Raw genomic sequence first — 20,403 nt, forward strand, 5'->3', positions numbered from 1 at the left:
GAGCGCAGGATCCTGGTCGAGCTCAGGCAAGGATTGTTCACCCAGCCACGGCCATAACCACCCGGAGAGGCCGCCACCAGCCCCAGCAGCAAGCGCGAAACGGGCAGGACGTCACTTACCGCCCTCTGAGTAACATCCGCCAGGAGACCCCGTCAACTTCGCTCCACTCCGTGTCCGTAGCCGGAGTCGTCGTCCGGGAGGACGGCCGGGTGCTCACGATCAGGCGTGCCGACAACGGGGCATGGGAGCCGCCCGGGGGTGTGCTCGAATTGGCCGAGTCCCCGGAGGACGGCGTCCGACGCGAGGTCTACGAGGAGACCGGCATCAGGGTGCGGGTGGGCCGGTTAACCGGGGTCTACAAGAACACGTCGCGAGGCATCGTCGCCCTGGTCTTCCGTTGCCGCACCGAAGGCGGGTACGAGCAACTGTCCGACGAAACCACGGCAGTCGAGTGGCTGACTCCGGACGAGGTGGCCGGCCGCATGGCCGAGGTCTACGCGGTCCGGGTCGCCGATGCCCTGCTGGATGGCGCACCCCGTGTGCGCGCACACGATGGCAAGAAGTTCGCTCGTTCATGCTGAACACACCGTGAGGAGAGGGTTAGGCATGTCGCAGGCCGAAGGTGCCCGGTTGTTCCGTGAGGCATGGGTCGCCGGTGTACGGCGGCACTTTCCCGGGGAACCGAAGGCCGGGTACGTCACGCCGTGGGACGACGCGGCGCGCTGCCGGCCGGGTGGGCGGTGGAGGGCGGCGTCGGCGCCCTCTTCGGCGGCGGCCGGCTGGTCGAGGCGGTGACGCGCACGGGCCGGGCCCGGCTGTACCGGGTGGAGCCGGACGGGTGCGGAGGCGTTTCAGGAACGTGCCCTGCCGTGCGGGCGGCTCGGTGCGGCGATGCCGCGCACGGTTGCTGACTAATCGTCAGATCCATGTCATGCTCCGCCCCATGGCGGGCGGAGAGAAACGTGTCGTACCCGATGTGCTGGCCCCGGCCCGGCTCGGGCCGCTCAGGCTGCGCAACCGGGTCATCAAGGCGGCCACCTTCGAAGGGGCCACCCCCGAGGCGCTCGTGACGCAGGAGCTCATCGACTACCACCTGCGCCCCGCCGAGGGTGGTGTCGGGATGACCACCGTGGCGTACTGCGCGGTGTCGCCGGAGGGGCGGACCGAGCGGCGGCAGGTGTGGATGCGGGCCGAGGCGTTGCCCGGGCTGCGGAGGCTGACCGAGGCGGTGCACGGGGCCGGGGCCGCCGTCAGCGCTCAGCTCGGGCATGCCGGGCCGGTGGCCGACGGGCGGTCCAACGGGGTGGCCTCCCTCGCGCCGACGGGCGGGTTCGACCCGCTCAGCATGCGCCGCAACAAGGCCGCCACCGCCGAGGACATCGCCCGGGTCGTGACCGCCCACGCCGACGCGGCCCTGCTCGCGGCCGAGGCCGGGTTCGACGCGGTGGAGATCCATCTCGGCCACAACTACCTGGCCAGCGCCTTCCTCAGCCCCCGGCTGAACCGGCGTACCGACGCCTATGGCGGGCCCCTGCGGGCCCGGGCCACCGTGGCGCTCGATATCGCGCGGGCCGTACGCGAGGCGCTGGGCGACCGGCTCGCCATCACCGCCAAGCTGAACATGAAGGACGGGGCGCCCGGCGGGCTCACCGTGGAGGAGAGCCTTCAGGTCGCCCGCTGGCTGGAGGAGGACGGCAGCGTCGACGCCCTCGAACTCACCGCCGGCAGCTCCCTGCTCAACCCCATGTACCTCTTCCGGGGCGACGCCCCCGTCACCGAGTTCGCGGCCGACTTCCCGCTCCCGCAACGCCTCGCCATCCGGGCCCTCGGGCGCGCCTTCTTCCGTACGTACCCCTACCGGCCGCTCTATCTGCTGGACGACGCCCGCCACTTCCGGGCCGCGCTCGGTCTGCCGCTGATCCTCCTCGGCGGGATCACCGACCGGGAGGGCATGGACCGCGCCATGGCCGAGGGCTTCGACTTCGTCGCCATGGCCCGCGCCCTGCTGCGCGAGCCCGACCTGCTGCGCCGCATCGGGGGCGACCCGGCCACGGTGTCCGGCTGCGTCCACTGCAATCGCTGCATGCCCACCATCTACACCGGAACCCACTGCCCATTGGCGTAGTGGTGGCGGCAGCGGTGGTGGGCCTGGACTACCCCCCCGCCGGTAACCGACAATGGGCGGAGGATCACGAGCCCGCGGGCCGTGAACGGGGAACGGGGGAGGGACACGATGCACGCGGTCCTCATACTGCTCGGGCTGCTCCTGAGCGCGGTCGTCTTTTTGATCGCGAAGCTGACGTCGCAGCAGCGCAGACGCCGTACGGACAACTTCGACGGCCAGGAGATCGAACGCCACCACAGCGCGGAGATACGCAACATCCGCGCCGCCAACACCTCGGTCGCCGTCCACAACCGCTTCGTCGACGGCGGCAACGACTACCGGTACCGCAAACACTGAGGGCCTGAGGTAGTCTTTCGCACCCCGTACCGGGACATGACCAAGGAGGTGGGCCCCATTACCGCTGTATCGACCCGGGTGCTCACCCCCAGCGATCGCGTGGCCGGCCGGACCTGACCGGCTGCGGAGCACCCCTCGGCGTTCCTCCGAAAGGCTCCGCACCATGCCGGTCCCCCTGTCACCGACCGCCCTCTCCACCCTCGTCGCCGCCCTGCGTGCCGCCGGCTGCGTCTTCGCGGAGGACGAGGCCGGTCTCATCGCCGCCACCGCCGCCGGACCCGCCGAACTCACCGCCATGGTGGAGCGCCGCGCCGCCGGCCACCCCCTTGAACACGTCCTCGGCTGGGCCGAGTTCAACGGGCTGCGCATCGCCGTGGACCCCGGCGTGTTCGTACCCCGCCGCCGCACCGAGTTCCTGATCCGCCAGGCGGTCGCCCTCGCCCCCGAACCGGCCGTCGTCGTGGACCTGTGCTGCGGCTCGGGCGCGCTCGGCGCCGCGCTCGCCGCCGCCCTGGACCGCGTCGAACTCCACGCCGCCGACGTCGAGCCCGCCGCCGTACGCTGCGCCCGGCGCAACATCGGGGACCGCGGCGAGGTCTACGAGGGCGACCTCTTCGCCCCGCTGCCCGGCTCCCTGCGCGGGCGCGTCGACGTGCTGCTCGCCAACGTGCCGTACGTACCGACCGAGGACGTCGCCCTGCTGCCCGCCGAGGCGCGCGTCCACGAACCGCTCGTCGCGCTCGACGGCGGCGGCGACGGCCTCGACGTCCTGCGCCGGGTCGCCGCCGAGGCCCCCCGCTGGCTGGCCCCCGGCGGCAGCCTCCTGGTCGAGACGAGCGAACGGCAGGCGGAACGCGCCGCCCGGGTCATCGGCGACAGCGGGCTCGTCCCACGCGTCGTCTCCTGCGACGAGCTGTACGCCACCGTCGTGATGGGGGCCCGGCCGGGCCGAGCGGTGAGCTGAAGTCCTCTTCGGGGCGTGGGCGCGTGGCGTCACGCACGACGGCGTGCAGCCGGTCCCCGGGCCGGGGCGGCGCGGTGTCCTCGTCCCACCAGGAGGTGCGGAGAAGGAGGGGCGGTCTCAACGGTTCGCGCTCACTCGGGGATCAAGACGCCCGGCAGGACCGGGACGGTTCTCACCGAGCCGCTGCTGCGGGCAGCCGCAGTGCCGTGATGGCGCGGCGGATCACGGTCACTCGCAGTCTCCGAATCAAGGGGCGCCGGGCTAGGCTCGGCAGGCTGAAGGCTATGCGGGCGGCGAGCAGGAGGGCGCGGAATGACGATGATGCCGGGGCGCAGGAGCAGTACGTTCACCAGACTGCTGCGGCACGGTTTCACCGACCCGTCCGCCGCCGAGCGGCTGCTCGACCTGCCCGACCTCTCCTCCGTACGCTCCGACTCCGTGCTCCTCGACGCCCTCGGGGCCACCGCCGACCCCGATCTGGCGCTGCGCGGCCTGGTCCGGCTGGTCGAGGCCGAGGAGGCGGGCCAGCGGCAGATCCTGCTGGACACGCTGGTCACGGCCAAGCCCCTGCGGGACCGGCTGCTCGGGGTGCTGGGGGCGTCCGAGGCGCTCGGCGACCACCTGGCGCGCCACCCCCGCGACTGGCAGGTTCTCGTCACGTACGAGGCCACCGATCTGCACCCCGGGGTCGCCGAGTTCGAGCAGGAGCTGGCCGGGGCCGAGGACCCGGACGGGCTGCGCGTCGGCTACCGGCGGTGCCTGCTGTCCATCGCGGCCCGGGACGTCTGCGGCACCACCGACGTCGCCGAGACCGCCGCCGAGCTGGCCGACCTCGCCACCGCGACGCTGCGGGCCGCACTGCGCATCGCCTCAGCGGCCGCCCCCGACGACGCCGCGCAGTGCCGGCTCGCGGTCGTCGCCATGGGCAAGTGCGGCGGCCACGAACTGAACTACCTGTCCGACGTCGACGTCATCTTCGTCGCGGAACCCGTCGACGGCGCCGAGGAGAGCAAGGCCATGCAGGCCGCCACCCGGCTCGCCGCACACCTCATGCGGATCTGCTCCGACACGACCGTCGAGGGCACCATCTGGCCCGTCGACGCCAACCTCCGCCCAGAGGGCCGCAACGGGCCCCTGGTGCGCACGCTCTCCTCGCACCTCGCCTACTACCAGCGCTGGGCCAAGACCTGGGAGTTCCAGGCGCTCCTCAAGGCCCGGCCGGTGGCCGGCGACCCGGCGCTCGGCGCCGAGTACGTCGAAGCCGTCTCGCCGCTCGTCTGGCAGGCCGCCGACCGGGAGAACTTCGTCCCCGACGTGCAGAAGATGCGCCGCCGCGTCGTGGACACCATCCCCGCCGACCGCGTCGACCGGGAGCTGAAGCTCGGCCCCGGCGGGCTGCGGGACGTCGAGTTCGCCGTCCAGCTCCTCCAGCTCGTCCACGGCCGCAGCGACGCCGCCCTGCGCAGCGGATCGACCCTGGAGGCGCTGGGGGCGCTCGCCGACGGCGGATACGTGGGGCGCGTCGACGCCGTACAGCTGGACGACGCCTACCGCTTCCTGCGCGCCATGGAACACCGCATCCAGCTCTACCGGCTGCGCCGCACCCACCTCGTCCCCGACGACGAGCCCGACCTGCGCCGCCTCGGCCGCTCCCTCGGGCTGCGCACCGACCCCATCGCCGAGCTCAACCAGGCCTGGAAGCGGCACGCCTCCGTGGTGCGCCGGCTGCACGAGAAGCTGTTCTACCGGCCGCTGCTCGACGCCGTCGCCCAGCTCACGCCCGGCGAGTCCCGGCTCAGCACGAAGGCCGCCGGCCACCGGCTCGTGGCCCTCGGCTACGAGGACCCGGCGGCGGCCCTGCGGCACCTGGAGGCCCTGTCCTCCGGGGTGTCGCGCAAGGCGGCCATCCAGCGCACCCTGCTGCCCGTGCTGCTCGGCTGGTTCGCGGACTCCGCCGACCCGGACGCCGGCCTCCTCGGCTTCCGCAAGGTGTCCGACGCGCTCGGCAAGACCCCCTGGTACCTGCGGCTCCTGCGCGACGAGGGGGCCGCGGCGGAGAACCTCGCCCGGGTCCTGTCGGCCGGCCGGCTCGCCCCCGACCTGCTGCTGCGCGCCCCCGAGGCCGTCGCCATCCTCGGCGACCCGCACGGCCTCGCCCCCCGCAGCCGCGCACACCTGGAACAGGAGGTGCTGGCCGCCGTGGGCCGCGCCGGCGACGCGGAGTCGGCCGTCGCGGTGGTGCGCGGGGTGCGCAGGCGCGAGCTGTTCCGTACGACGGCCGCCGACCTCATCGGCTCCTACGGCACGGAGGACAGCCCCGCCGAGTCCGACCCGGGCGCCCTCGTCGACCGGGTCGGCGGCGCCGTCACCGACCTGAACGCCGTCACCATCGCCGGGGCGCTGCGGGCCGCCGTCCGCGCGGAGTGGGGCGACACCCTGCCCACCCGGTTCGCGGTCATCGGCATGGGCCGCTTCGGCGGGCACGAGCTGAGCTACGGCTCCGACGCGGACGTCCTCTTCGTCCACGAGCCGCGCGAGGGCGTGGACGAGCAGGAGGCGAGCAGGGCCGCGAACCGGGTGGTCTCCGAGATGCGCCGGCTGCTCCAGCTGCCCACCGCCGACCCGCCGCTCATCATCGACCCCGACCTGCGCCCCGAGGGCAAGAGCGGCCCGCTGGTGCGCACCCTGAAGTCGTACGGAGCGTACTACCGGCGGTGGTCGCTGGGGTGGGAGAGCCAGGCCCTGCTGCGGGCCGAACCGATGGCGGGGGACATGGACCTGGGCGCGGACTTCATCGCGCTGATCGACCCGCTGCGGTATCCGGCCCGGGGCCTCGGGGAGGACGCGGTCCGTGAGATCCGGCGGCTCAAGGCCCGCATGGAGTCCGAGCGGATGCCGCGCGGCGCGGACCCGACCCTCCACACCAAGCTGGGGCGGGGCGGGCTGAGCGACGTCGAGTGGACCGTCCAGCTGATGCAGATGCAGCACGCCCGGTCGGTGCCCGGCCTGCGGACCACCCGCACCCGCCAGGCACTGGCGACGGCGTGTGCGGCGGAGCTGATCTCCGAGGAGGACGCGCAGACCCTGGACGAGGCGTGGGTCCTGGCGACACGGGTGCGCAACGCCGTGATGCTCGTACGGGGCCGGCCCGGCGACACGTTCCCCTCGGTGCCGCGCGAGCTGACCGCGGTGGGCCGGTACCTGGGGTACGAGGAGGGGCACGTCGGCGACATGCTGGACGACTACCGCCGCATCACGCGGCGGGCGCGGGGAGTGGTGGAGGAGCGGTTCTACGGGGGGTGAGGTGCGGCCCCCCGGGGGCTTGCGGGGCGCTGCCCCGCACCCCGCTCCTCAATCGCCGGAGGGGCTTGACTGCGCCGCGGGTCGGCTTTCTCCTGCGGGAGGGGCCCGGTCCCGGAGCCGGCCGGGCTTTGATCGCCGGCGGGGGCGAAATCAGCCCCTGCGGCGCTCGAGGAGCGGGGTCCGGGGCGGAGCCCCGGGGCTAGTGCCGGCTCGCCGCCGCCTCGCGTGGCTGCGCCGACAGGGCGCTCAGCCGCGGCCTGCGCGCCGTCTTCGGCGCGATCCGCTTCGGCAGCCGGTGCGGCAGCGACCCGTACCACGCGTACGACACCGCGTAACCGAACGCCAGGCACGCCACGCCGCCCACCGCGTCCAGCCAGAAGTGGTTCGCCGTCGACACGATGACCATCAGGGTCACCGTCGGGTACAGCAGGCCCAGGATGCGCGCCCAGGGGGCCGAGGCCAGGGCGAAGACGGTGAGGCCGCACCACAGCGACCAGCCGATGTGCATCGACGGCATCGCCGCGTACTGGTTCGACATGTTCTTGAAGTTGCCCGACGCCATCGAGCCCCAGGTCTGGTGGACCAGGACGGTGTCGATGAAGTGGCCGCCGTGCATCAGGCGGGGCGGCGCCAACGGGTACAGGTAGTAGCCGAGGAGCGCGACCGCCGTGGTCGCGAACAGGGCCAGCCGGGCCGCTGCGTACCGGCCCGGGTGCCGGCGGAACAACCATACGAGCACACTGATCGTGACGATGAAGTGCAGTGTCGCGTAGTAGTAGTTCATCGACACGATGAGCCATGTCACCGAGTTCACCGCGTGGTTGACCGACTGCTCCGCGGCGATGCCGAGGAACCGCTCGACCGACCACAGCCAGTCCGCGTTGGCCAGGGCCGCCGTCTTCTGCTCCGGGACCGCGTTGCGCACCAGCGAGTACAGCCAGTAACTCATCGCGATGAGCAGGATTTCGAACCAGAGCCGGGGCCGCCGGGGCGACCGTGGGGAGCGCAGCCGTGACACGACGTGGCCGAGCGGTCTGTCGAGCGCCCTGCCGATCCCGTGCGCGCGACCGGATTGCTTCGTGTTCGCCTCGGGAGCCGCCTCGTTCACGATGGGTGACGGGGTGGCCTCCGTGCGGCCTTCCTGTCGTTTCACGCTCAATTCACCCATAGGCACAGAGTCTGCCAGATTTGCCCTCTCCGCCCGATGATCCTCCGGCCGGGAGCGGGTTGCACGTCCGGGCGGGCCCGCGTGAGGCCCTGAATCCCGCCGGACAGGCCCGTTACGGGCGCGCGTGCGATCCTGGGAGAGCGGCCGGGGCGTTGGCGGCCGTGCCGGGGCCCGCGGCCGTCGAGCCGCGTACGACCAGCTCCGGCATGAAGACGAACTCGCTGTGCGGGGCGGGCGTGCCGCCGATCTCCTCCAGGAGGGTGCGCACCGCGGCCTGGCCCATCGCCGTGACCGGCTGGCGGATCGTGGTCAGCGGCGGGTCGGTGAACGCTATGAGCGGCGAGTCGTCGTAGCCCACGACCGAGACGTCGCGCGGGACCTCCCGGGAGAGCCGGCGGGCGGCCCGGATCGCACCGAGCGCCATCATGTCGCTCGCGCACACCACCGCCGTGCAGCCCCGCTCCATCAGCGCCGACGCCGCCGCCTGACCGCCTTCGAGCGTGTACAGGGAGTGCTGGATCAGCTCCTCGACCTCGTCCGCCGTGAGGTCCAACTGCTCCCGCATCGTGGTGTGGAAGCCCTCGATCTTGCGGAGCACGGGGACGAAGCGCTTCGGGCCGACCGCCAGCCCGATCCGGGTGTGGCCCAGCGACACCAGATGGGTCACCGCCAGCCGCATCGCGGCCCGGTCGTCCGGCGAGATGAACGGCGCCTGCACCTTGGGCGAGAAGCCGTTGACCAGGACGAAGGGCACGCCCTGCGCGCGCAGTTGTTCGTAGCGCTGCATGTCGGCGGAGGTGTCCGCGTGCAGCCCGGAGACGAAGATGATCCCGGAGACGCCCCGGTCGACCAGCATCTCCGTCAGCTCGTCCTCGGTGGAGCCGCCCGGCGTCTGGGTCGCCAGCACCGGGGTGTAGCCCTGCCGGGTCAGCGCCTGCCCGATGACCTGGGCGAGCGCCGGGAAGATGGGGTTCTCCAGCTCGGGCGTGATCAGGCCGACGAGCCCCGCGCTGCGCCTGCGCAGACGTACGGGCCGTTCGTAGCCGAGGACGTCGAGCGCGGCGAGGACGGATTCGCGGGTGGCAGCGGCAACCCCGGGCTTGCCGTTCAGTACGCGGCTGACCGTCGCTTCGCTGACCCCCGCCTGAGTTGCGATATCGGCAAGCCGTGCGGTCATGGCATTGGACTGTACCGGGAGCGGGTCGGATTGCCCACCATGCGGGGAATCGGGCGGGGGCGCCGGGGGAGGGCGGGCTTGCAGGCGGGGGACGGGGTCAGGAGTGGCCCGTAGCAACGTCTTGCAAACTCTTGCGGAGGTGGTTCGCCGGCTGCGGTCGGATCGTCGCACTGCGGAATCGCGGCTGGTGACCCGCTCCTGTCAGGGATCGACGGGTTCCGTCAAGAGGCTTGACGGCAACCTTGAGGACACGCCAATGTAACGATCGCCGGAGCTTGCAGAAATCTTCCGCAAACTCTTTCGGTCGTCTTTCATCCTTGTTACGTTCACGTCGACCCGGCGCCGCGACGGAGCGGTACGGCAGTTGAAGGAGTTCAGATGCGACGTGGCATAACGGCCACCGCCCTGGTCGCGGCCCTGGCGCTCGCGGCGACCGCCTGCGGCAGCGATGACGACAGTTCCGACAGCACCTCGAAGAGCTCGGGCGAGCTCTCGGGCACCGTCACGTGGTGGGACACCTCCACCGCGGGCAGTGAGGACAAGGTCTTCAAGAAGATCGCCGAGGGCTTCGAGAAACTGCACCCGGAGGTCGACGTCAAGTACGTCAACGTGCCCTTCGGTGACGCGCAGAACAAGTTCAAGAACGCGGCTCAGGCGGGCTCCGGCGCCCCCGACGTGATCCGCTCCGAGGTCGCCTGGACCCCCGAGTTCGCGGACCTCGGCTACCTCGCCCCGCTGGACGGCACCTCCGCCCTCCAGAAGGAGAGCGACTTCCTGAAGCAGGCCGCCGCGTCCACCAAGTACAACGGCAAGACGTTCGCCGTTCCGCAGGTGATCGACTCCCTGGGCATCTTCTACAACAAGAAGATCTTCAAGGAGGCCGGCGTCGAGGTCCCCACCACCATCGACGAGCTGAAGTCCGCCTCCAAGAAGATCAAGTCGAAGACCGGTAAGACCGGCCTCTACCTGCGCGGCGACGACGCGTACTGGTTCCTGCCCTTCCTGTACGGCGAGGGCGGCGACATGGTCAACGCCGCGGACAAGTCCGTCACCATCGACGACGCGGCCGGCGTCAAGGCGATGAAGCTCGTCAAGGACCTGGTCGACTCCGGCGTCGCGAAGACCGACGCGACGGACGGCTGGGACAACATGCAGGCGTCCTTCAAGGACGGCGACGTCGCGATGATGATCAACGGCCCGTGGGCCGTCGCCGACACGTACGCCGGCAAGGAGTTCAAGGACAAGGCGAACCTCGGCGTCGCCCCGGTCCCGGCCGGCTCCGCCGCACAGGGCGCCCCGCAGGGCGGTCACAACCTGGCCGTCTACGCCGGTTCCAAGAACCTTGAGGCCTCCTACGCCTTCGTCGACTACATGACCTCCGTCAAGACGCAGGCCCAGGTCACCAAGGAGCTCAACCTCCTGCCGACCCGCACCTCCGCCTACGCCGAGGAGTCCGTGGTCGACAACGAGATCGTCGGCTTCTTCAAGCCGGTCGTCGAGAGCGCCGTCGAGCGCCCCTGGATTCCGGAGACCGGCAGCCTCTTCGCGCCGCTCGTCACCGAGTACACCAAGGTCCTCACCGGTCAGACCACCCCGGAGAAGGCGGTCAAGACGACCGGCGCCTCCTACCGCAAGCTCCTTGACGGCTGGAAGTAACTCAGGAAGGCAGGCCGGCTGATGGCTGTCCACACCAGCCAGTCGGTGGCGAAGGCCGCGGGCGACGACGTCGCCCGCGGCCGGAGCCGCGGTACTGGCAACCCCCCGCCGCCGGGCAAGCTCCGGCGGGCCCTGTCGACGCACTGGTACGCCTGGACGATGGTGGCCCCGGTCGTCATCGTGATCGGCGTGATCATCGGTTATCCGCTGGTCCGCGGCATCTACCTGTCGCTGACCGACGCCAACGAGCGCAACGTCGCGCGGTCCATCGGTGTCAACCACCTGCCCGCCACGTACAAGTTCGTCGGCCTGGACAACTACGCCGACGCCCTCACCGGCGAACAGTTCCTCGGCACGCTCGGGTGGACCCTGGTGTGGACGGTCTCCTGCGTGGCCATCACCTTCGCCCTCGGCATGGCCCTCGCCAACATCCTCAACCGCAGGATCGCCGGTCGCTCCGCCTACCGGATGGCCCTCATCCTGCCCTGGGCCGTCCCCGGCTTCGTCTCCGTCTTCGCCTGGCGCTTCCTGTACAACAACGACCGCGGGCTGCTCAACAAGATCCTCTCCGGCGGCGGCTTCGGCGGCATCGACTGGCTCGGCGACCCCACCTGGGCGAAGCTGTCCGTCATCGCCGTCAACGTGTGGCTCGGCGTGCCGTTCATCATGGTCGCCCTGCTCGGCGGCCTGCAGTCCATCCCCAGCGAGCAGTACGAGGCCGCGGAGATGGACGGCGCCACCGCCTGGCAGCGCTTCCGCCACGTCACGCTGCCCGGACTGCGCCCGGTCTCCACGACCGTGATCCTGCTCTCCACCATCTGGACCTTCAACATGTTCCCGGTGATCTTCCTGCTCACCGGCGGCGGACCCGGCGACGCCACCCAGATCCTGGTGACGCAGGCGTACAAGTTCTCCTTCGAGATCAGTCCGCGCGACTTCGCGCAGTCCTCCACCTGGGGCGTGCTGATCCTCGTACTCCTGCTGATCTTCGCCACCATCTACCGGCGGGTCCTGCGCACTCAGGGAGATGACTGGTGACCACCGCAACCACCCCCACCGCGCGGCACTCCGCGCCCAAGGTCCGGCGCCGCGGCGAGCGTTCGCCGCTGGCCTCCACGGCCCTGCACCTGACGCTGATCGTCGCGTCCGTGATCGCGGTCTTCCCCGTGCTCTGGGTCCTGCTCACCTCGCTGAAGCCGGCCGAGTTCGCGACCACCACGGACTTCTTCAAGGACACGACGTTCGAGAACTACACGAACCTCATCAAGGACACGAAGTTCCTGACCTGGTTCGGCAACTCGCTGATCGTCGCGGGGCTCACCACGCTCATCGGCGTCATCGTCTCCGCCTCCACCGGCTACGCCGTCAGCCGCTTCCGCTTCCCCGGCAAGCGCGGGCTGATGTGGACGCTGCTGATCACCCAGATGTTCCCGGTCGCCGTCCTCATCGTGCCGATCTACAACATCATGGCCAGCATGGGCCTGCTCAACAAGCCGGCCGGTCTGGTCATCACCTACCTCACCATCTCGGTGCCGTTCTGCGCCTGGATGATGAAGGGCTTCTTCGACACCATCCCGCGCGAGATCGACGAGTCGGGGCAGGTCGACGGCCTCACCCCGTTCGGCACGTTCTGGCGGCTCGTCCTGCCGCTGGCCAAGCCCGGCCTCGCCGTCACCGCGTTCTACTCCTTCATCACCGCCTGGGGCGAGGTGGCGTACGCCTCCGCCTTCCTGGTCGGCGAGGACAACCTCACGCTCGCGGGCGGACTCCAGCTGTTCGTCAACCGGTACGGGGCCCAGTGGGGTCCGATGACCGCCGCGTCCGTACTGATCGCGATACCCGCGGCCCTGGTGTTCCTGTTCGCGCAGAAGCACCTTGTCACCGGCATGTCCGCCGGAGCCGTCAAGGGCTGAGCGTCCTCAGCGGCACGCCCGTACGACCCGCACGCACCAGTCACGGTGGCGCCGGCATCCCGACCCGGTCCCGGCGCCGCCCCCACCCAGACACCCCAGGGACGACATGACCCAGCACCTCGCTGCCCCCTCCACCGGCACGTCCGACGACGCCCCGGGCCACCGCACCGGCTGGTGGCAGGACGCGGTGATCTACCAGGTCTATCCGCGCAGCTTCGCCGACGGCAACGGCGACGGCATGGGCGACCTCGCAGGCGTCACCGCCCGGCTCCCGTACCTCAAGGACCTCGGCGTCGACGCGGTCTGGCTCAGCCCGTTCTACGCCTCCCCGCAGGCCGACGCCGGCTACGACGTCGCCGACTACCGGGCCATCGACCCGATGTTCGGCACCCTGCTGGACGCCGACGCGCTGATCCGCGACGCCCACGACCTGGGCCTGCGGATCATCGTGGACCTGGTGCCCAACCACTCCTCCGACCAGCACGAGTGGTTCAAGCGCGCGCTCGCCGAGGGCCCCGGCTCCGCCCTGCGCGACCGCTACCACTTCCGCCCCGGCAAGGGCGTCGACGGCGAACTCCCGCCCAACGACTGGGAGTCCATCTTCGGCGGCCCGGCCTGGACCAGGACCACCGGCCCGGACGGCACCCCCGGCGAGTGGTACCTCCACCTCTTCGCGCCCGAGCAGCCCGACTTCAACTGGGAGCACCCGGCCGTCGCCGACGAGTTCCGCTCGATCCTGCGCTTCTGGCTCGACATGGGCGTCGACGGCTTCCGGGTCGACGTCGCGCACGGCCTGGTCAAGGCCGAGGGGCTGCCCGACCTCGGCACCCACGACCAGCTGAAGCTGCTCGGAAACGATGTCATGCCGTTCTTCGACCAGGACGGTGTGCACGAGATCTACCGCAGCTGGCGCACCATCCTCGACGAGTACCCCGAGAACAACGGGCCCGAAGGACCGGAAGGGCGGCGGCGGGCGACGGGCGGGCGCATCCTCGTGGCCGAGGCCTGGACCCCGACCGTCGAGCGCACCGCCAACTACGTGCGCCCCGACGAGATGCACCAGGCCTTCAACTTCCAGTACCTGGCGACCGCCTGGGACGCCGCCGCGCTGCGCGAGGTCATCGACACCTCGCTCGACGCGATGCGCCCGGTCGGCGCCCCCACCACCTGGGTGCTCTCCAACCACGACGTCACCCGGCACGCCACCCGCTTCGCCAACCCGGCGGGCCTCGGCACCCAGATCCGTACCGCCGGCGACCGCGAGCTGGGCCTGCGCCGGGCCCGCGCGGCCAGCCTGCTGATGCTGGCGCTGCCCGGCTCCGCCTACGTCTACCAGGGCGAGGAGCTGGGCCTGCCCGACGTCACCGACCTGCCCGACGAGGCCCGCCAGGACCCCTCGTTCTTCCGGGCCGAGGGCCAGGACGGCTTCCGCGACGGCTGCCGCGTCCCGATCCCGTGGACCCGCGAGGGCAGCTCGTACGGCTTCGGCGCGGGCGGCAGCTGGCTCCCGCAGCCCGCGGGCTGGGGCGAGCTGAGCATCGAGGCGCAGACCGGTGCGGCCGGCTCCACCCTGGAGCTGTACCGGGCCGCGATCGCCGCCCGCCGGGCGCACCCCGGGCTCGGCGCCGGCACCGACGTGCGGTGGCTGGACGCGCCCGAGGGGCTGCTGTCCTTCGCCCGCCCCGGCTTCGTCTGCACCGTCAACACGACCGGCGAGCCGGTCCGTATCCCCGTCCAGGGCACCGTGCTGCTGTCCAGCGCCCCGGTCCGGGCCGACGGCGACGCGATCGAGCTGCCCGCGGACACCACGGTGTGGTGGACGGTGTGACGACCGTCCCCCTGCCGCGGGGCCCCGGCGCGGGCGGCTCGCTCAGGCTGTCGGACATCGCGGGCCAGGCGTCCGTCAGCGAGGCGACCGTCAGCCGGGTCCTCAACGGCAAGCCGGGCGTCGCGGACACCACGCGTCAGCGGGTGCTCGCGGCGCTCGACATCCTCGGATACGAACGCCCCGTACGGCTGCGGCAGCGCAGCGCCGGGCTGATCGGGTTGGTGACCCCCGAGCTCACCAACCCGATCTTCCCGGCGTTCGCCCAGTCCGTGGAGCAGGTCCTCGCCGGCCACGGCTACACGCCGGTGCTCTGCACCCAGCTGCCCGGCGGCGCCACCGAGGACGAACTCGTCGAGCAGCTCGTCGAACGCGGCGTCGGCGGCATCGTGTTCCTCTCCGGGCTGCACGCCGACACCTCCGCCGACCCGGCGCGCTACGCCGCGCTGACCGAGCGCGGGGTGCCGTTCGTCCTGATCAACGGCTACAACGAGCGGATCAGCGCCCCGTTCGTATCGCCCGACGACACCGCCGCCGTGCGGATGGCCGTGAGCCATCTCGCCGAACTCGGCCACCGCCGGATCGGCCTCGCCATCGGACCGCAGCGCTACGTCCCCTCCCGCCGCAAGCGGGACGGCTTCGTGGACGCCGCGGTCTCCGTGCTGGGCCTGGACCGCGAGGAGGCCGAACTCCTGGTGTGCTCCACGCTGTTCAGCGTGGAGGGCGGCCAGGTCGCGGCCGGCGCGCTGCTCGACCAGGGGTGCACCGGCATCGTCTGCGGCAGCGACCTGATGGCGCTCGGGGTGGTCCGCGCCGCCCGGGACCGCGGCCTGGACGTGCCGCGCGACGTCTCCGTGGTCGGCTTCGACGACTCCCAGCTCATCGCGTTCACCGACCCGCCGCTGACCACGGTGCGCCAGCCCGTCCAGGCGATGGCGGCGGCCGCGGTGGGCGCGCTGCTGGAGGAGATCGGCGGCAGCCCCGTGCAGCGCACGGAGTACGTGTTCCAGCCGGAGCTGGTGGTACGCGGGTCCACGGCGGCGCTGCGCAGCGTCTGAACGGGCGCGGGAACAGGGCCGGGTCGGGAGGGGGGCCCGGCCCGTCCGCGTTCCAGCCCGTCGGGCGGTCGGCTCGGGCAGACGCACGCTCGGGGGCGCCCGCTTGGACTGGTGCCCGTCTTCGCACGGGCAGCCCCCACCTGCCCGCGTCAGCGCGCGAGCACCGACTCCGGTTCGGTGGAGCTCTGCGGCGCTTCACCCTTCTCGTGGGGCTGGGTGAGCGCTTCGCCCTCCACGTCCACGTGCGGCAGAATCCTCTCCAGCCACCGGGGCAGCCACCACGCCCTGTCGCCGAGCAGCGCCAGAACCGCGGGCACGATCGCCATCCGTACGACGAAGGCGTCGAAGAAGACGGCGATCGCCATGCTGAAGCCGATCATCTTGATCATGGATGCGCCCGCCCCGATGAATCCGCCGAACACGGCCATCATGATGAGCGCTGCGGCCACGACGACCCTGGCGCTGTTGCGGAACCCGGAGACAACGGCCTCGCCGGGACTGTCGCCGCGGACGTATGCCTCGCGCATCCGGGTCACCAGGAACACCTCGTAGTCCATCGCGAGTCCGAACACGATCCCGATCATGAACAGCGGCATCATGCTGAGGATGGGCCCGGTCTGCTCGACGCCCAGGAAGCCGGAGAGCCAGCCCCACTGGAAGACCGCGACCACGGCTCCGAGCGCGGCGGAGACCGACAACAGGAAGCCCAGAGCAGCCTTGAGCGGTACCAGGACCGAGCGGAAGATCACCATCATGAGCAGGAAGGCGAGGCCCACCACGATGGCGATGTAGGGAACGAGGGCGCTCTTCACCTTCTGCGCGACGTCGATGTTCATCGCGGTCATGCCGCTGACGAGGACGGTCGCTCCGGTGTCGGACCTGAAGCGGTCCGCCTGCTCGCGCACGTCGTGGATGACCTGGTCGGTCCGGCTGTCGGTCGGAGCTGTGGACGGCACCGCGCTCAGCAGGGCGGTGTCGCCCGCCTTGTTGAAGACCGGTGGGGAGACCGAGACGATTCCCTTGGTTCCGGCGACCTCGGCTGCGACGGTGTCGGCTGCCGCCTTGGGGTTCTCGGCACCCTTGGCGTCGACGACCACGGTCAGCGGGCCGTTGAAACCGGGGCCGAACCCACTGGCGAGATCGTCGTAGGCGCGGCGCTCCGTGGTGGACGTCGCCTTCACCTCGTCACCGGGAAGTCCTAGCTGGAGGTCCAGGGCGGGTACGGCGATCACGCCGAGGCCGACCACGCCGAGGAGGAGCACCAGCAGCGGGCGGCGCAGGACGAACCGAGCCCATCGGGTGCCCGCATTGGGCTTGCCCGCCTGCGACGCGACCGGTTCCTTCGCCCTGCGCGTCCTGCGGGGCAGCACGGCGCGGTGGAAGAAGCCCAGCAGCGCGGGCACCAGCGTCAGCGCGATGACGACGGCGACGGTGACGACTCCGGCGGCGGCCAGGCCCATCTTGGCCAGCATCGGAATGCCGATGACGGACAGCCCAGCCAGGGCGATCACCACGGTCAGGCCGGCGAAGACCACCGCGGAACCCGCTGAGCCGACGGCCAGGCCCACCGCTTTCTCGGGGTCGTGGCCCTTGACCCGCTCCTCGCGGTAGCGGGAGACGATGAACATCGCGTAGTCGATACCGACCGCCAAGCCGAGCATCACCCCGAGCGTCGTGGTGGTCTGCGACAGGCCCAGCGTGCTGCCCAGAGCGGTGATGGATGCGACGCCGACGCCGACGCCGATCAGAGCCGTCAGCAACGGCATGCCGGCCGCGGCGAGCGACCCGAAGGTGATGAGCAGGATCACGGCAGCGCCGACGACGCCGAAGACCTCGCTGGACCCGCCGAACTCGTCCTCGGCCAGCGCCGAGCCCCCGATCTCGACGGTCAGGCCGGCGTCACGAGCTGTCTGGGCCGCGGCCTGGAGGCCCGACTTCGAGTCCTGGGTGAGGTCGGCGGCCTTGGCCTTGTACGTGATGGTGGCGTACGCGGTCGAACCGTCCTCGCTCACCGCCTGCGACGTGAAGGGGTTGAGCGCCGAGTCGGTTTGCGCCCCCTTGGCGACGGCGTCGACGGCGTCGACGATCGCCTTCTTGTTCTCGGTCGCCGTCACCTTCTGCCCGTTCGGCGCGACGAAGACGAGCCGGGCATCGGCGCCGTCGGACTTCCCGCCGGGGAAGCGCTGGTCCATGAGATCGAAAGCGCGCTGCGACTCAGTACCCGGCATTCCGGCCTCGTCGTCCGGTGCGGCGGGGGCATTGGCTGCGGCGAAACCGGCGACGGCCAGTAGCGCTACCCACATGAGGGTGATGTACCGGCGTTGTCGGAAAGCCATACGGCCCAGTCGGTAGAGAAGCTGTGCCACGGAAGGGTTCCTCCGGTCTGGAGCATGGGCTGTAACGGGCAAGGGGCTCGAGTGCGGCCGGAGTCGGCAGCGGCTTCGGGCGCCCTGGTGCCGGTGCACGACTCCGGCACCAGGGAGGTGTCAGCGGTCCGCGGCTTCCGCGTCCGCTGACGGTTCAACTCCCGGCGTCGTCCCCGCGGGGGAGGCGGGGATGAGGAAGGAGGCGATGAGCCCCAGCAGGACGAACCCGGCGGCGAGGTAACCGCCGAGGACGACGCCGTCCGTCATCGCCGCGCGGGCCGCGTCCGCGACGGAGACCGTCTGCGGGTTGGCTGCCAGGGGCCCGATGGCCGCCCCGGCGCTGTCGGTGACGGCCCCGGTGAGCTTGTCCGCCTCGTCCGCGGGCAGGCCGCCGCTGGTGAGCCGGTCGTTCAGCCGGGTGCTGAGCGTGGTGAAGAACACCGTGGTCAGGGCGGCGATGCCGAGAGCGGAGCCGAGTTGGCGGAAGGCGCTCTGGACCCCGGAGGCCTGCCCGGAGCTGGCTTCGGGGACATCGTTGAGGACGACGTTGGTGACCTGGGCGGTCGCGAAGCCGACACCGATCCCGTACAGGAAGAGCACCAGGGAGACGGGCCACCAGGAACTGTCCGGGGCGGCGATCAGCCCGATTCCGGCGAGCCCGACGACCTCCAGCGCGAGCCCGACGCGCAGCTGGCCGAGCGGGGAGACCTTGGCGGCCATCCCGAAGCTGGCGCCGCTGGCGACGAAGGACCCGATGGCCACGGGCACGAGGGCGAGACCGGCCTGCAGGGCGCTGTAGCCGAGGGTGAACTGCAGCCACAGCGGCAGGATGGCGACGACGCCGAACTCGCCGATGCCGATGATCAGCGTGGCGATGTTGCCGCCCCGGAACGAAGCGATGGAGAACAGGCTCACATCCATCAGGACCCGGTCCGCGTCGCCCTTGCGGCCCAGCGTGATCTGCCGCCGGACGAACGCGTAGAGACTGACGGCCGAGAGGACCAGGGCGACCAGGACGGGCGAGGGGTCACCGGACCAGATGAGGCCGAGGACGTCCAGCGGGTGCACGGTGGTGATCCAGCCGTACGTGCGTCCCTCGACCAGCCCGAAGGCGAGCAGCCCGAGACCGGCCACGGACAGCAGCGCGCCCGGCACATCGATACGGCCCCGGGTCCGGGGGGAGGGGGCCATGTACAGCAGCACACCGACCCCGACCAGCACGGACAGCGGCACGTTGATGCCGAAGGCCCAGCGCCAGGAGACGTGCTCGGCGAGCCAGCCGCCCAGCAGCGGGCCGAGGGCGGCGGCGGCGCCGATGGTCGAGCCCCACACGGCGAACGCCTGACCGCGCGCCCTGCCGGTGAAGGTCGCCTTCAGCAGGGACAGCGAGGTCGGCAGCAGCATCGCCGCTCCGGCGCCCTGGAGGAACCGGGCCAGGATGAGCAGCCCGCTGTTGGGCGCGAGCCCGGCGAGCACGCTGGTCGCCCCGAAGACGACGACGCCGCCGACGAAGATCCGGCGGGCTCCGAAGATGTCGGCCAGCCGGCCGGTGAGCAGGAGCAGCGCCGCGAAAACGATGGCGTACGACTCCTGGATCCACTGCGCCTGGACTGAGGTGGCGTCCAGGTCCTCGATGACCGAGGGGACGATCACGTTCACGATCGTGGTGTCCACCACGATCAGCGCCACCCCCAAAGCGATCGCGATCAGGCCGAGCCACCGGCGGGTGGCAGAAGGGCTGCGCATACCAAGACCTTCCATGGTGGAATAGTTCGATGATGGAAGGGTAGGCTGGGGGTAGTAGGTTGTCAAAAGTCGTGGCCGGCGCGGATGGCAGGCCCGCGGGGAGGAAAGGTGGCGCCGGCGGTGGAGGGATCGACACGCGATGAGGTGACTGCGCAGCGTGAACGGCTGATCGAGGGGCTTCGGGCCTACGGCGGTCAGTTCACCGAGCTGAGCCGCCTCTTCGCCGACTGGCTGGGCCTGCACTCCACCGACGCGGCCGCCCTGCTGGAGATCGCCGCGGCGGATGAGCGGGACTCCCCGCTGTCGCCGGCCCGCCTCAGCGAACGGATCATGCTCTCCCCGAGCGCGACGACGGCCCTGCTCAACCGCCTCGAACAGGCCGGGCACATCATCCGCAGCCGGGAACACACCGACCGGCGGATCATCACCCTGCGCAGCAGCGTGGACGTCCATGAGCGCGCCGACGAGTTCTTCCGCCCCCTGGGCGCCCGCCTCGACGCCGTCATGGCCGGGCACCCGCCAGAGGTCGTGGCCGGCTTCGAGGCCCTGCTCGCCGACCTGAGGGCAAGCATGGACACGTACATCACCGAGCGGGCCCAGAAGGCCTGACGCCGGTTCGGCCCGTCTCCCCTGCCCTGGTGTGTCGGCCGGCGCTCGGTCTACCTGCTGATCCGGGGGACGGCCCCGTCCCCCGGCTGCTCGGCCGGATGACCGACGACCGGGCACGGCCGGCGGGCGTCCGGAGGCGTACTGCCACCGCGAGACG

At 71.4% G+C, this 20,403-nt stretch carries 15 protein-coding genes and 1 pseudogene; 12 read left to right on the forward strand and 4 right to left on the reverse strand.

Annotated features, from left to right (window positions below; all coding sequences use genetic code 11):
• Positions 1-170: 170 nt before the first annotated feature.
• The 6 genes and pseudogenes from E6P78_RS27390 to E6P78_RS27420 all read left to right on the forward strand — a co-directional run bounded on the left by E6P78_RS27390 (position 171) and on the right by E6P78_RS27420 (position 6,728).
• Complete coding sequence (locus E6P78_RS27390; protein ID WP_136206333.1) at positions 171-581, forward strand: NUDIX domain-containing protein; 411 nt, start codon at positions 171-173, stop codon at positions 579-581.
• Positions 582-716: 135 nt separating this feature from the next.
• Positions 717-915 (forward strand): annotated as a pseudogene (locus E6P78_RS33625) (peptidase E); the annotation flags it as partial.
• Positions 916-943: 28 nt separating this feature from the next.
• On the forward strand, positions 944-2,125 hold the full coding sequence (locus tag E6P78_RS27405) for an NADH:flavin oxidoreductase (RefSeq protein WP_168712716.1): 1,182 nt from the start codon (positions 944-946) through the stop codon (positions 2,123-2,125).
• A 108-nt stretch (positions 2,126-2,233) separates the two neighbouring features.
• Positions 2,234-2,461 (forward strand): hypothetical protein, encoded by a 228-nt coding sequence (locus E6P78_RS27410; RefSeq protein ID WP_136206336.1) that lies wholly within the window; start codon positions 2,234-2,236, stop codon positions 2,459-2,461.
• A 163-nt stretch (positions 2,462-2,624) separates the two neighbouring features.
• Positions 2,625-3,425, forward strand: coding sequence for a putative protein N(5)-glutamine methyltransferase (locus tag E6P78_RS27415; RefSeq protein WP_136206337.1), 801 nt, complete (start codon positions 2,625-2,627; stop codon positions 3,423-3,425).
• Positions 3,426-3,737: 312 nt separating this feature from the next.
• A complete protein-coding gene (locus E6P78_RS27420) occupies positions 3,738-6,728 on the forward strand; it encodes a bifunctional [glutamine synthetase] adenylyltransferase/[glutamine synthetase]-adenylyl-L-tyrosine phosphorylase (RefSeq protein ID WP_136206338.1) in 2,991 nt (996 codons plus the stop codon).
• 199 nt (positions 6,729-6,927) lie between these two features.
• Here E6P78_RS27420 and E6P78_RS27425 read toward each other — a convergent pair whose 3' ends face one another.
• Together E6P78_RS27425 and E6P78_RS27430 are read right to left on the reverse strand one after the other, a co-directional pair.
• Positions 6,928-7,836 carry a phosphatase PAP2 family protein gene (locus E6P78_RS27425; RefSeq protein WP_136206372.1) on the reverse strand — a complete coding sequence of 303 codons (909 nt, stop codon included), beginning with the start codon at positions 7,834-7,836 and terminating at the stop codon, positions 6,928-6,930.
• A 172-nt stretch (positions 7,837-8,008) separates the two neighbouring features.
• The gene (locus E6P78_RS27430; RefSeq protein WP_136206339.1) at positions 8,009-9,073 is read right to left on the reverse strand and encodes a LacI family DNA-binding transcriptional regulator; all 1,065 of its coding nucleotides are present in this window, start codon (positions 9,071-9,073) and stop codon (positions 8,009-8,011) included.
• A gap of 378 nt (positions 9,074-9,451) precedes the next feature.
• On the opposite strand from E6P78_RS27430, the gene E6P78_RS27435 reads away from it, so the two are divergent.
• From E6P78_RS27435 to E6P78_RS27455, 5 genes are all read left to right on the forward strand, one after another.
• The gene (locus E6P78_RS27435) at positions 9,452-10,729 is read left to right on the forward strand and encodes an extracellular solute-binding protein (protein ID WP_136206340.1); all 1,278 of its coding nucleotides are present in this window, start codon (positions 9,452-9,454) and stop codon (positions 10,727-10,729) included.
• Positions 10,730-10,750: 21 nt separating this feature from the next.
• Positions 10,751-11,767, forward strand: a complete 1,017-nt coding sequence (locus E6P78_RS27440) for a sugar ABC transporter permease (protein ID WP_136206341.1) — start codon at positions 10,751-10,753, stop codon at positions 11,765-11,767.
• Positions 11,764-12,642 carry a carbohydrate ABC transporter permease gene (locus E6P78_RS27445; protein WP_136206342.1) on the forward strand — a complete coding sequence of 293 codons (879 nt, stop codon included), beginning with the start codon at positions 11,764-11,766 and terminating at the stop codon, positions 12,640-12,642. Before E6P78_RS27440 ends, E6P78_RS27445 begins: the two co-directional genes overlap by 4 nt.
• 106 nt (positions 12,643-12,748) lie before the next feature.
• Positions 12,749-14,470: an alpha-amylase family glycosyl hydrolase gene (locus E6P78_RS27450; RefSeq protein ID WP_136206343.1), complete on the forward strand. Its 1,722-nt coding sequence runs from the start codon at positions 12,749-12,751 to the stop codon at positions 14,468-14,470.
• Positions 14,455-15,525, forward strand: a complete 1,071-nt coding sequence (locus E6P78_RS27455; RefSeq protein WP_136206344.1) for a LacI family DNA-binding transcriptional regulator — start codon at positions 14,455-14,457, stop codon at positions 15,523-15,525. Before E6P78_RS27450 ends, E6P78_RS27455 begins: the two co-directional genes overlap by 16 nt.
• Positions 15,526-15,674: 149 nt before the next feature.
• On the opposite strand, the gene E6P78_RS27460 is transcribed toward E6P78_RS27455, so the two are convergent.
• On the reverse strand, positions 15,675-17,891 hold the full coding sequence (locus tag E6P78_RS27460) for an MMPL family transporter (protein ID WP_136206345.1): 2,217 nt from the start codon (positions 17,889-17,891) through the stop codon (positions 15,675-15,677).
• A gap of 120 nt (positions 17,892-18,011) precedes the next feature.
• The gene (locus E6P78_RS27465) at positions 18,012-19,637 is read right to left on the reverse strand and encodes a DHA2 family efflux MFS transporter permease subunit (RefSeq protein ID WP_136206346.1); all 1,626 of its coding nucleotides are present in this window, start codon (positions 19,635-19,637) and stop codon (positions 18,012-18,014) included.
• 84 nt (positions 19,638-19,721) lie between these two features.
• On the opposite strand from E6P78_RS27465, the gene E6P78_RS27470 reads away from it, so the two are divergent.
• Complete coding sequence (locus tag E6P78_RS27470) at positions 19,722-20,246, forward strand: MarR family transcriptional regulator (RefSeq protein ID WP_206307930.1); 525 nt, start codon at positions 19,722-19,724, stop codon at positions 20,244-20,246.
• The last annotated feature ends 157 nt before the right edge of the window (positions 20,247-20,403 follow it).

It is taken from the genome of Streptomyces sp. A0958 (assembly GCF_004795035.1).
Taxonomy (GTDB): Bacteria; Actinomycetota; Actinomycetes; order Streptomycetales; family Streptomycetaceae; genus Streptomyces.